This window comes from Sphingomonas sp. (assembly GCF_035944535.1).
In the GTDB taxonomy this organism is placed as follows: Bacteria; Pseudomonadota; Alphaproteobacteria; order Sphingomonadales; family Sphingomonadaceae; genus Sphingomonas_B.
The window spans coordinates 295,946-308,488 of the sequence record NZ_DASZBC010000007.1; the positions used below are offsets into that span (position 1 = coordinate 295,946).

Consider the following 12,543-nt stretch of genomic DNA (forward strand, 5'->3'; position numbering starts at 1 on the left):
ACCGGCGCTTTGCCGGAGGTGCAGCGCCTCTTCCGCCGAGCGTAAGGGATCGACTGCGACTTCGTCGCGGGCGCGGGCTCTCTGCGCCTCCGGGCCTCCGCGCGAACATCGAGGAGTTCAACATGGGGTATTGGCTGGCTGCGTCGCGGACGTGCCAGGAGGGCGCGTTCTTGAAACGGTTCGATGCGCGGTTCTGGACGGTGGATTTTCCGCGGCCGATGATGGCTTCGGTCGTGACTACAGGGCCGCACAGCTTGCGGGCCGATGCCGTCTTCTACCGCAAGAGCGACTTGGCCGGGCTGATCTGGTGGTCGGAGGACCGCTACGATCATCCGCTGCTGGCTTATGAGACAGACCGCGATTTCCGGCGCTGCACCTTGCGGTTCCGGTGGCGTTCCGCGGGTGTGGTGCCGCTCGATGCGCTGCATGGGCCGACGCTGACCATCGAAGGGCGCGACGAAGCGGGCGTGGCACGCAGCTGGTATGTGCGGCTGTGGAACTATGCCGTTGGCGCTTCGGACGATGCGGTGGTGACGCTGGACTTTGCTGGGCTGGAGAGCGGGTTTGCGCTGCCCGGGGAGCTGGTGTGGGCGGGCGATGTCGACCGGATGTTCATCTCGCTGGTGCCGCCCGGATATGACGAAGCGGGCGGCGATCTGGCCGCGCCTGTCGAGGGTTGGACGGAGCTGTCCGAGATTGCCTGCGAGGGCTCCGGATCGGTGCTGGCGATCGGCGACGTGCTGGTGCCGGCGCACGCGCTGCGGATCGCGACCGGCTATGACGATGCGTATAACGTCACGCCCGAGCGGCTGCTGCGGAACATGGCCGGGCTCGGCTATCGCGGGCTGATCAACCACTATCTCGGGATGAGCCACTATTTCCGCCTGAGCAGCGGGGAGGTGACGCTGACCGGAGGGGCGCTGAATGCGCCTTGCGCGGCCTGGCACGCGGACTTCGCGGCGCGGGCCAAGGCGCTTGGCTATGAGCTGATCCTGTCGCTGAGCTATGAACTGTTCGACGAACATTGTCCTGAGGACTGGAAGCAGCGGGCGGCGGACGGCAGCCCGGCGCTGACCGGATGGGTACCTCCTTCGACCTTGCTGTCGCCGGCGAACGGCACGGCCATGGCCTATCTGCAGGCGGTGGCCCTGGCCTTTGCGGGGATCGCCGATGCGGCCGGGCTGCGGGTGCGGTTCCAGGTCGGTGAGCCCTGGTGGTGGGTGGCGGCGGGCGGAAGTTTGTGCGTGCACGATGTGGCGGCTTTGGCTGCCGCGGGCGGAGTGCCCAGCGATGCGCAGGCGGGGGCGATGCTGGCGGAGTCGACGGCGGCGCTAAGCGGGGCGGTCAAGGCGGCTCATGCCGATGCCGAGACGCTGCTGCTGGTCTATCTGCCGACCGTGCGCGGGCGGGAAGAGGCGCTGGTGCCGATCGACTGGGCCTCGCCTGCCTTCGATGTGCTGCAGCTCGAAGATTATGAATGGGTGACGGCCGGCGACACCGGTGCGAGCGCACGTGGTGCCGCAACGGTGACGGCGCGGCTCGGCTATGCTCCGGACAGGCAGCATTATCTGAGCGGCTTCGTGCTGCGGCCGGAGGATCGGGCGCAATGGGCGCCGATTGGCGGCGCCATTGCTGCAGCGGAGGAGCGCGGTGTCGCGGAACGCTTTGTCTGGGCGCTGCCGCAGGTGATCCGCGACGGCTTTACCTGGTTCGACGAGGAGGATGACGTGGAGGCTTTCGCCGATGTGGCGTTCCCGCTGGAGATCGGCCGCGAGGCGAGCGTGGAGGCGGAGACCTCCACCGCCATCGCAGCCGGCGCCGGCGGGGCGGAACAGCGCAACGCCGAATGGGCCGAGGCGCGACTGCACTTTGACGCCGGCCCGGGCGTGCGGTCGGAAGCCGATCTGGGCGCGCTGCTCGCCTTTTTCCGGGCGCGGCGCGGGCCGGCCCAGGCTTTTCGCTTCCGCGATCCGCTGGACGATAGTTCGAACGGACTGGCGGGTCTGCCCGGACCTCTGGATCAGCTGCTCGGGGCTGGCGACGGGGTGCGTACGACCTTTCCTCTCGTGAAGGACTATGAAGGCGTGGCGCGGCGGATCACCCGGCCGGTGGCGGGAAGCGTACGCGTGGCGGTGGATGGGGCCGAGACGAGTGCCTGGACGTTGGGTGCGAGCGGCGTGGTGATCCTTGACGAAGCGCCGGGCGAAGGCGTCGAGGTTGCCGCCGGCTACCGCTTCGACGTGCCGGTGCGCTTCGCCGAAGACCGGCTGTCGATCAACCGCGCGACCTTCCTGGCCGGCGAGGCGGTCAGCGTGCCGCTGGTGGAGGTGCGGGAGTGAGCGGCTTTCTCGATCTGCCCCTGACGAGCTTTTCCCTGTGTTGGCGAATTGAGCGGCGGGATGGGGTGGCGCTAGGGTTTACCGGGCATGATCGGGATCTGATCGTCGACGGGTTCCGGTACCGGGCTTCGCCCGGTGTCGCGCCTTCGGCGATTGACGAAGGCGAGGTGCTGGAGGCGGACTCGCTCGATGTCGCGGGGGCGCTGACGGGGAGCGGGATCAGTGAACGGGATCTGCGGAGCGGGCGGTGGAACGGAGCTGCCGTGCGCTTGCTGGCCGTGGACTGGAGCGATCCGTCGCAATGGGTGCAGTTGCTGCGGGGCGAGCTTGGCCCGGTGTCGATCGAGCGCGGGCGGTTCACGGTTGCGCTGAAGGGACCGGGGGCGGCGCTGGCGCGGCCGGTGACGGAGGAAACCTCGCCATTGTGCCGAGCGGAGCTGGGTGATCGACGGTGCCGGGTCGACATGGCCGGACGGCGACGCTTGGCGACCATTGTCGGTGCGGAGGGGGATTCGGTCGAGCTAGATCAGATCGAGCCCGTGGAGAATGGCTGGGGCGGCGGGCGGCTGCGCTGGCTGGACGGCGCCAATGCGGGGCTGAGCAGCGCCATACTGACGAGCAGTGGCAGTCAGCTGATCCTGGCGGAGCCGCCGGTGTTCGCGGCTGTTGCGGGCGCTCGGGTTGAGGTGATTGAAGGGTGCGACAAGAGGTTCGAGACGTGCCGGCAGCGGTTCGGCAATGCGCCGAACTTTCGGGGTGAGCCGCATCTGCCGGGCATGGACCTGCTGACACGCTATCCGGGCGCGTGAACGCGGTCGAGGCGGCGGCGCTGGCGCTGGTCGGCAGTCGCTTCAGGCTCCACGGGCGCGATCCGGCGAGCGGCCTGGATTGTATCGGCGTGGTGGCGCTGGCTGCGGAAGTTCGTGCGCCAAGTGGGTATGCGCTCCGCGGTGGGAAGCTGGAGCAGGTCGGCGCGGCGCTGAAAGGCGCGGGCTGGGTACGGGTCGGGGACCTGGCACCGGGTGACGTGGTGGCGATGCGGCCCGGGCCGGGTCAGCTTCATCTGGGGATCAGGACGCGCAATGGAATGGTGCATGCCGATGCAGGCTTGCGCCGTGTTGTCGAGCGGCCGGGGCCGCCGGCTTGGGAGGTGCTGGGAATATGGCGACGCTTGTCCTGACCGCGGCGGGGTCGCTGCTGGGGCCCGTCGGCGGTGCAGTCGGCGCGCTGATCGGGCAGGCGATCGACGGACGCTTGCTCGCCGGCAGCCGCAAGGGGCCGAGACTGCAGGACCTGAAGGTGCAGACCTCCAGCTATGGCGCGGCGATCCCGAAGCTTTTCGGGACCATGCGGGTGGCCGGTACCGTGATCTGGTCGACCGACCTGATCGAGCACCGGTCGAAGAAGAGCGGGGGCAAGGGGCGGCCGTCCACGACGACGTATAGTTACAGCGCCTCTTTCGCTGTGTTGTTGTCGGGGAGGCCGATCCGGTCGGTGGGCCGCATCTGGGCAGACGGCAATCTGCTCCGCGGCAGTGCGGGGGACTGGAAGAGTGAAACCGGATTCCGGCTGCATCTGGGTAGTGAAGAACAGGCGCCCGACCCGTTCATCGCCTCCGTAGAAGCTGAGGAAGCGCCGGCTTATCGCGGCTGCGCCTATGCCGTGTTCGAGCATATGGCGCTGGAGAGTTTCGGCAATCGCATCCCCTCGCTGACGTTCGAAGTGGAAGCGGATCCGGGGCCGGTGGCGATCGCGCCGCTGCTGGAGGAACTGAGCGGCGGGCTGGTGGCCGGAAGCGGCGGCGCGGAACTGGGTGGCTTTGCGGCCATGGGCGACAGTGTCGCCAGCTTGGTGGAGACGCTTCGACCGGCACTGCCGGTGGAGTTGACCGATGGTGCCATGACCCTTCGCCTGGCGAGCGACTGCGATGCGGTTACGGAGATCGCGGCCGCCGGGCTGGGCGAAGACGGGAGCGAGGCGCTGCCGGGGGCGGGGCAGGTGCCCGGCGCGCTGTCGCTGACTTATTATGAACCGGCGCGAGATTATCAGGCGGGTGTGCAGGTCGCGCGGCGGCCGGGCGGCACGGCCACCGAACGGGTCGAGCTCCCTGCGGCGATCAATGCCGTGGCGGCGCGGAAGCTGGCCGAGGAGGCGCTGGCGCGCCGCGCGCGGGAGCAGGGGCGTAGAAAGATCAGGTGCGGCTGGAAGCGGCTGGAGCTTGCGCCCGGACGCCTGGTGCGCCTGCCCGGCACCGCAGATTGGTGGCGGGTCGGCGAGCGCGCCGTCTTGCGCGACGGTGTCCAGTTGGAGCTGAGGCGAGTGCGGAGCGCGAGTCTTGCCGCCCTGCCGGCCGAGCCGGGACGCAGCGTGGACGCGCCGGACCAGGTGCATGGGGCCACGGTGCTCCACCTGCTCGACCTGCCCAATCTGGAGGAAACAGCGCCAGCAGCTCCCCGCCTGTACGTGGCTGCGGCGGGAGCATCGCCTGGTTGGCGGCGGGCGCAGCTGATGGTCAGCCTTGATGCCGGTGAAAGTTGGGAGCGTGTCGGCACGACAGCCGCGCCGGCGATCATGGGCGTGCTGACGACAGGCCTCGCATCTGGCTCGGCCGAGCTTTTCGACCGGATCAACAGCCTAGAGGTGCAGCTGCTTCACGATGACATGATGTTGGAAGATGCCGATGAGGCGCGGTTGCTTGGCGGTGCGAACCTGGCGTGTTGCGGCGGGGAGTTGCTGCAATTCGGTCGCGCAGAGCCTCTTGGCGGAGGAAGCTGGCGGCTGTCGGAGCTGGTGCGCGGACGGCGAGGGAGCGCTGTTATGGCCCATGCGGCCGGCGAGCGTTTCGTGCTGATCGAGCCCGACGCGTTGCTCGCCTATGACCCGCCGCAGAGCCAGGCGGGCGGTGAAGTCAGGATGCTCGCTTCCGGCGTCGGCGATGCTGCGCCTGTTGAGGCGGTCACATTGGCTGTGGGCGAAGCATTGCGTCCGCCGCCGCCGGCTCATTTCACCGCGGCGCGCAGAAGCGATGGCGGCTTCGATGTGCACTGGGTCCGGTCGAGCCGGATCGGCTGGGCTTGGATCGATGGGATGGACGCACCGCTTGGGGAGGTGGAGGAGCGCTATCGTCTCCGCGTCCTGCGAGCCGATGGCAGCTCGCGCGTGCATGAGCTCGGGCAACCATCGTTCGGCTATGGCGCCCTCATCGCCGCCGACGACCTCGCTCTTGGCGAGGTCCGGCTGGAGGTCAGCCAAGTCGGTAGCGGCGCGCTGTCGCGGCCGGCGGTTCTTATCATCGAGCCTTGAAGGACTGGATAATGCCCAACACCGCGCGACATCCTTTGCCGCTGCTATCCGCAGGGCAAGCACAGAAAGAGCTGACCCATAATGAGGCGCTGACGTTGATCGATGCGGCGCTGCACGCATCGGCGGAGGCGATGGGGCTGAATACTCCGCCGGCCGCACCGACGGCAGGTCAGTGCTGGATTGCAGGGGCCGTTCCGACCGGCGCCTGGGCGGGGCAGCCGCATGCGCTTGCCTGCTGGACAGAAGGCGGGTGGCGCTTTCTGCCTGCGGGCCAAGGTATGCGCGTGTGGCTGACTGCCGATCAGATCTGGGCGGAGCGGACTGCGGGTGGATGGGTGGCAGGCGACGTCCGAGGCGAGCGGCTGGTGATAGGCGATGTGCCCGTGGTCGGCCCGCGGCTTGGCTCCGTTACGCCCCCAAGCGGCGGTGGAACGGTCGACGCCGAGGCGAGAGCGGCCATCAGCCTGATCATCGCGCGCCTTGCCGAACATGGACTGATCGCCAGCTGAGCCGCTGTTGCCGTGGCGAACCGATCCGCAGAAATCCGTGCGATGTGTGGCGCTTCTGCAACAGTTTGGGGAATTGCGGGCTTGCACCGAAACAATGCAGCCCGTAGTGAGTTTCCGCTGTCCGAGTGACACCTAAGAAAGGGGATTTCTATGCGGAAGCTTGCCATTGCGATGGCGCTGGCCTCCACGGCGATCGCTTCGCCCGCGTTGGCGCGAGACGATTCGTGGTACATCGGCCTCGAAGGCGGGGCGATGATCGTCGAGGACATTGAGTTCGACATCGCTCGTGGAACGGGCGCAACGGGCTCGACCGGTATTGCGACAATCGGCCATGACTATGGTTATGACGTCGGCGGTCTCGTCGGCTACGACTTCGGCGTGTTCCGCCTCGAGGCGGAAGTGGCCTATAAGCGGGCCGTTCTGGAAGATTTCGAGAGTGGGCTGTCCACTCCAGTTGGCGTCAACGGTTCTCTGGCTCCGGCGACTTTGGTTCGCGGGCCGGGCGGCTCGACCTCCGCGCTGAGCTTCATGCTGAACGGCTTGCTCGATTTCGGCGATGAGACTGCAATCTCCGGCTATATCGGTGGTGGTGCAGGTGTTGCTCGCGTGAAGTTCAGCGACTACCGCCTCGCGGCGAGCGGTCGCGGCTATGTCGATGACTCCGACACCCGTTTCGCGTGGCAGGCTATTGCTGGTGTTCGCGCTCCGCTTACCGACAATATCGATGTGGGGCTGAAATATCGCTTCTTCAACGCTTCGCGCTTGCGGCTCGTTGGTCTGAACGGCGACAATATCGAAGCTCGCTTCCGGTCGCACAGCCTGCTCGGCAGCGTGATCTTCAACTTCGGTGCGCCGCCGGCTCCGCCGCCGCCGCCCCCGCCGCCGCCTCCACCCCCGCCGCCACCTCCGCCGCCGCCTCCGCCGCCGGCCGTGGTGTGCACGCCGGGACCGTATATCGTGTTCTTCGAATGGGATAAGTCGGACATCACGCCGGAAGCGGCGTCGATCCTCGACAATGCCGTCTCGGCTTACCAGAGCTGCGGCAACGCCCAGGTCATGCTGGCCGGCTACACCGACACTTCGGGTACGCCGCGCTATAACCTCGGCCTGTCCCAGCGCCGTGCGGATGCGGTCAAGTCCTACCTGGCCGGTCGCGGCATCGGTGAGGGCGTGATCACGACCCAGGCCTTCGGCGAAACCAACCTGCGCGTGCAGACCGCGGACGGCGTCCGCGAACTGCAGAACCGCCGTGTGGAAATCACCTACGGTCCGGGTTCGGGCATGTAAGCCTGACTTTACAGGTCTGAAGAATCGGGGCCGGTCGGAAACGACCGGCCCCTTTTTTGTGCGCGTTGTTCCCCTGGCGGGAACCCGGACGCTTGGTTAGGCGTCAGGCCCGGAACGATCGGGAGGCCTGAATGTATCGCACCCTGTTAACTGTAGGCGCGCTGTTGACGGCTGCCGCGTGCATGCCCAGCAGCGAAAGGGCGGGCACCGCCTCGTCCACAGCCTCAGGAGCACGAGTAACGCTGGTGAGCGCGGATGGGGCGCCAAAGGGCACTGCCCGGCTGAGCGAGCGGAGCGGCGGCCTGGAAGTACACGCCGAGCTGCAGGGCTTACCGCCGGGGACGCACGGCATTCACATTCACACGACCGGCCGCTGCGACGCGCCTGATTTTGCCTCGGCGGGGCCGCATTGGAACCCGGCGGGTCGGCAGCATGGCCGCGATAATCCCCAAGGGGCGCATCATGGCGACCTGCCGAACGTGACGGCAGGGGCGGACGGGCGCGGCACGCTGCACTTCACGGTTCCGGAGGCGAGCCTCGCGTCCCTGTTCGACGCGGACGGCGCAGCCTTGGTGGTGCATGCCGCCGGCGACGATTACCGCACCGATCCCAGCGGCAATAGCGGCGGCCGTATTGCCTGCGGCGTGATCTCGCGTCCCTAAAGTCTAGATAGGCTCGCCGGCCGCGCGGGCGCGCTCTACCACCGACGCTTCCGCGTTCGGCAACTGACGATAGGCAGCGATCAGCAGGACAAGCGAGATCGGTGCCACGGCGAGAATCGACAGGATGCCGATCGAGCGGTCGCCGGTCAGCGTCGACACATAGCCGGCCATATAGGGTCCGAGGGACAGGCCCACCAAGGTCGTCGCCAAAAAGAAGGTGGCGGTGGCGACGCCCCGCATGCGCGGCAGCACGAGATCTTGGGTGGTGGCGGCGGCGCCCCCCAACGCTGCGCTGGTGAAGAGTGCGGCGACGAAATGGGCGGCATAAAAGAGCGGCGCGCTGTCCGTGGTAAAGCCAATTACGACGAAAGGTGCCGCGAGCAGCGGCGATCCGCCGACGACCAGAATGCGCCCTGCCGGATTGCGCTGCCGGGCATAGTCGGCGAGCCGTCCCCCAGCGATCACGCCGAGAAAGCCGGCGAGGGCACCAGGCCCGCCCACCCAGAAGCCGGCCTCGCTCTTGGCGATCTCGAAGGCCGCTTCCGCATAGGGCGCTGCCCAGAAACTCACCGCATAGCTCTGGAATGCGATCAGGCCATAGCCCAGGGTCGTGCAGAGAAAGGCGGGGGTGCCCCAGATCAGGCTGAACGTCGCCGGATCGCGCGTGCGCAGACCCGAAGCCCAGGAGAAGACGGCATAGACGCCGACGCCGACGGCGATCCACTGCGCGACTGTGCCCGTTGCGGCGATCAGCGCATAGGCAGCCACGGCGATCAGGGCGGCGGCGGCGAGGTTGATGGCGAGGCCAGTTGGGCCACGGCGGATCGCGCCAATCAGCGTCAGCGGCGGGATGACGGTCAGAAGCTCGTCGAAAAAGCTGCGGAACGGCCGAGGACTGGACGGGGTGACAATGCCGTCTGCCTGGCCGCGGATCGGCTCGCGCAAGGTCGCGACCCACAAGGCCACGAGAAGGCCGGGGATGCCCACGGCCAGGAAGGCAGCTTGCCATCCGACCAGACCCATCGGTCCGCCGCCGGGGAAAGCATGATTCCAGCGCTCGACGATGGCGCCGCCGATCAGCAGCGACAGGCCACCACCCAGATACAGGCCGGAGGAATAAACGGCGAGTGCGGTGGCGCGCTGCTTCTTCGGAAACCAGTCGGAGATCAGCGAATAGGCCGAGGGGCTGGCGGTTGCTTCGCCGATGCCGACGCCGACCCGAGCGGCCGCCAGGGCGCCGCCGGTCTTTGCGAAACCGGACAGGGCAGTCATCGCCGACCAAAGGCCGAGGCCGATCGTCAGCAGCCGAACGCGATGCCAGTTATCGGCGAGCTTGCCGAGCGGGATGCCGAACAGCGAATAGAAGACGCCGAACGCCGTGCCGTAGAGGAAGCCGAGATCGGCATCGGTTAGGCCAAGGTCGCGCTTGATGTCGTTGGCCAGGATCGAGATGATCTGCCGATCGATGAAGTTCAGCACATAGACGACGACCAGGATGGTCAGCACGTACCAGGCATAGCGTCCGCCCGGTTGGGCGTCGGCGGTCGTATCGGTTTCGGCCAAGCAGCGCGTCCTTGTGCGGTGATCGGCAAGGGCTAGCAGAGCAAAGCACGCGCTGCCAAAGGCTTTTGCCGATGAGCGACCGTTTCAAGTTCAGCATATCCGCCACCGATGGCGCCGCCCGGACGGGCACGATCAGCATGCAGCGCGGCGAGATCCGGACGCCCGCTTTCATGCCGGTCGGCACCGCCGCCACAGTCAAGGCGATGAAGCCGGCCGATGTGCGCGCGGCGGGCGCCGACATCATCCTGGGCAACACCTATCATCTGATGCTGCGGCCGGGCGCCGAGCGCGTCGCCAGGCTGGGCGGGCTGCACCGCTTTATGTGCTGGGAGCGGCCGATCCTGACCGACAGCGGCGGCTATCAGGTGATGAGCCTTTCGGAACTCACGAAGAGGTCGGAAGACGGTGTGGCTTTCAAGTCGCACCTGGATGGCGCGCGGCACATGATCACGCCGGAGCGGTCGACGGAGATCCAGCGGCTGCTTGGGTCCGACATCGTCATGGCGTTCGACGAGCTGGTGCCGACCACCTCCAGCCGTGACGTGCAAGCGGCGGCGATGGAGCGGTCGATGCGTTGGGCGCGCCGTTCGCGCGACGCTTTTCTCGGCGACGGTGCGCATGCGGCGGCGGCGGCGCAGTTCGGCATTCAGCAGGGCGCCCTCGATCCGGAGCTGCGGCGGCAATCGGCCGAGGCGCTGATCGAGATCGGCTTCGACGGCTATGCGGTCGGCGGGCTGGCGGTCGGCGAAGGGCAGGAGGCGATGTTCGGCGTGCTCGACTATGCGCCGGGCCAGCTGCCTGCTGACCGCCCTCGCTATCTGATGGGCGTCGGCAAGCCGGATGATATCGTCGGCGCGGTGGAGCGCGGCATCGACATGTTCGATTGCGTGCTGCCGACCCGGAGCGGGCGGACTGGCCAGGCCTTCACCTGGGACGGCCCGATCAACATCCGCAACGCCCGCTTTGCCGAGGACCAGGAGCCGATCGACCCGGCGTGCGGCTGCCCCGTTTGCGCAAGGTGGAGCCGGGCCTATCTCCACCACCTCGTCCGCGCCGGCGAGATACTCGGCGCTATGCTGATGACCGAGCATAATCTGAGTTTCTACCAGCAGCTGATGGAGACGCTGAGGGCGGCCATCAACGAGCGGCGGCTGGCTGCCTTCGCGAACGGATTTCACGCGCGCTACGTGCAAACGAAATCGCAATCATCTTCGGCGTAAGAGGCCCGCAAAGCAGAACATGCGGGGATAACCTTGGCCGCCGAAGCGATCACCGAAGCGCGCAACGCAGCGCGGACCAACACGATGCTCGCCGCGATGCTGGAGTTCGACGGCGAACGGCACCCCGTGTTCGTGCGCAATCTCTCGGCGTCGGGTGCAATGGTCGACGGGCGATTGCTGCCGCTGCCGGGCGAGAGCGTCGTGTTGCACCGAGACGATCAGAAAATCGCCTCGACGGTCGTCTGGACGGCCGGGAACCGCTGCGGGCTGTCCTTTTCCGCGCACGTAAAAGTCGACAAGCTGATCAAGCGGCCCAAGCCGAGTGAGGCGACGCCCGTGCATCAGGCACGTGTCGATGCAATCCAGCGGGCGCTGCGCGAGAATCGGGCCGTGCCCGCCTATCAGGAGACGGAAGCGCTGGTCGGCGCCGCGGCGGTCGGCAAAAAGCTGGTGGACGAGATCGGCTTTGCACAGCGGCTGGTTGAGCGCGTCGGCGAGGCACTGGCGAACGACAGCTATGTGCTGACCCGCTATGCAGTGGTACTGCAGCAGCTGGACGAGGCCGAGCAATTGCTTCGCAAGCTGCACCGCGAGCTTTCCGCCGAAGGTGCGAACGGTCGCTGCTGAACAGCGTGCCCGTCGTCACAGCTGGAGCCTTAGTCGCAGCATAGATGCGCTCTCCGAAGCACGCGCCCATTGGCGCGGCGCACCGACGGAGATGCCTTATGCTGCAACGGACGAGCTGGCCGCAAAAGACCCGCGAACTGCACAATCACCACATGGATTCGACCGTGTGGAACGATTTCTGCTTCCGCGACGATGACATCGTCATCGGCACCTATGCCAAGTCCGGCACGACCTGGACGCAGCAGATCGTTTCGCAGCTAATCTTCGGCGGCTCCGAAGGCATCGACGTTTCCACCATTTCTCCCTGGCTCGATATGCGCATCCTGCCGCGCGCCGAGATCACGGCCATGCTCGAGGCGCAGACGCACCGGCGTTTCATCAAGACGCATTTGCCGCTCGATGCGTTGGTCTTCAGCCCCAAGGCGAAATATCTCTACATCGCCCGCGACGGGCGCGATGTCGCGTGGAGCGCCCACAACCATTTCACCAAGTGCAAGGACGAGTTCCTTGCCCTGCTGAACGACACGCCGGGCCGGGTCGGACCGCCCATGCCCAAGCTTCCCGTCGATGTGCGTGCCTTTTTCCTCGAGTGGATGGAGAATGACGGCGCGCCGCTCTGGTCCTTCTGGGAGAATATCCGGACCTGGTGGGAGTATCGCCACTTGCCGAACATGATGCTGGTTCACTTCGCCGACCTGAAGCGCGAGCCGGAGCGGATGATCCGCGACGTCGCTTCGTTCCTGGAGATCGAGGTGGCGGAAGAGACCTGGCCGGTGATCCTGGAGCATTGCAGCTTCGACTATATGAAGCGAAATGCCGAGAAGGTGGTGCCGCTGGGCGGTGCGCCTTGGGAAGGCGGTCCAGGCACATTCATCAACAAGGGCGCGAACGGTCAGTGGCGTGAGGTGCTGACGCCGGAGGATTGCCGGCGTTATGAGGAACTGGCGGCGCAGCAGCTGGGTGCGGAGTGCGCCGACTGGTTGGCAAATGGGGGACGGGCCTGAACATCACCTTCGTCATTCCCGCGCAGGCG

General features: G+C 67.0%; 11 protein-coding genes. 10 read left to right on the plus strand and 1 reads right to left on the minus strand.

Annotated features, from left to right (window positions below; all coding sequences use genetic code 11):
* Window positions 1-122: 122 nt before the first annotated feature.
* From VGT77_RS08440 to VGT77_RS08470, 7 genes are all read left to right on the plus strand, one after another.
* Window positions 123-2,339, plus strand: coding sequence for a DUF2460 domain-containing protein (locus VGT77_RS08440; protein ID WP_327461465.1), 2,217 nt, complete (start codon window positions 123-125; stop codon window positions 2,337-2,339).
* Window positions 2,336-3,148 (plus strand): DUF2163 domain-containing protein, encoded by an 813-nt coding sequence (locus tag VGT77_RS08445; RefSeq protein WP_327461467.1) that lies wholly within the window; start codon window positions 2,336-2,338, stop codon window positions 3,146-3,148. Before VGT77_RS08440 ends, VGT77_RS08445 begins: the two co-directional genes overlap by 4 nt.
* Entirely contained in the window at window positions 3,145-3,519 is a 375-nt protein-coding gene (locus tag VGT77_RS08450; RefSeq protein ID WP_327461469.1) for a peptidoglycan endopeptidase, read from the plus strand. Before VGT77_RS08445 ends, VGT77_RS08450 begins: the two co-directional genes overlap by 4 nt.
* Window positions 3,501-5,642, plus strand: coding sequence for a phage tail protein (locus tag VGT77_RS08455; RefSeq protein WP_327461471.1), 2,142 nt, complete (start codon window positions 3,501-3,503; stop codon window positions 5,640-5,642). Before VGT77_RS08450 ends, VGT77_RS08455 begins: the two co-directional genes overlap by 19 nt.
* 11 nt (window positions 5,643-5,653) lie before the next feature.
* Entirely contained in the window at window positions 5,654-6,151 is a 498-nt protein-coding gene (locus tag VGT77_RS08460; RefSeq protein WP_327461473.1) for a DUF2793 domain-containing protein, read from the plus strand.
* Window positions 6,152-6,301: 150 nt separating this feature from the next.
* The gene (locus VGT77_RS08465) at window positions 6,302-7,438 is read left to right on the plus strand and encodes an OmpA family protein (RefSeq protein WP_327461475.1); all 1,137 of its coding nucleotides are present in this window, start codon (window positions 6,302-6,304) and stop codon (window positions 7,436-7,438) included.
* A gap of 131 nt (window positions 7,439-7,569) precedes the next feature.
* Complete coding sequence (locus VGT77_RS08470) at window positions 7,570-8,100, plus strand: superoxide dismutase family protein (protein ID WP_327461477.1); 531 nt, start codon at window positions 7,570-7,572, stop codon at window positions 8,098-8,100.
* Between the two features lie 3 nt (window positions 8,101-8,103).
* Here the strand turns inward: VGT77_RS08470 and VGT77_RS08475 are convergent, their stop codons facing one another.
* A complete protein-coding gene (locus VGT77_RS08475) occupies window positions 8,104-9,663 on the minus strand; it encodes an MFS transporter (RefSeq protein WP_327461479.1) in 1,560 nt (519 codons plus the stop codon).
* A 71-nt stretch (window positions 9,664-9,734) separates the two neighbouring features.
* Here VGT77_RS08475 and tgt point away from each other — a divergent pair, with 71 nt between their 5' ends.
* The 3 genes from tgt to VGT77_RS08490 all read left to right on the plus strand — a co-directional run bounded on the left by tgt (window position 9,735) and on the right by VGT77_RS08490 (window position 12,514).
* Window positions 9,735-10,883, plus strand: coding sequence for a tRNA guanosine(34) transglycosylase Tgt (tgt, locus tag VGT77_RS08480; protein ID WP_327461481.1), 1,149 nt, complete (start codon window positions 9,735-9,737; stop codon window positions 10,881-10,883).
* 33 nt (window positions 10,884-10,916) lie between these two features.
* Complete coding sequence (locus VGT77_RS08485; RefSeq protein WP_327461483.1) at window positions 10,917-11,510, plus strand: PilZ domain-containing protein; 594 nt, start codon at window positions 10,917-10,919, stop codon at window positions 11,508-11,510.
* Window positions 11,511-11,608: 98 nt separating this feature from the next.
* Complete coding sequence (locus VGT77_RS08490; protein WP_327461485.1) at window positions 11,609-12,514, plus strand: sulfotransferase domain-containing protein; 906 nt, start codon at window positions 11,609-11,611, stop codon at window positions 12,512-12,514.
* Window positions 12,515-12,543: the final 29 nt, after the last annotated feature.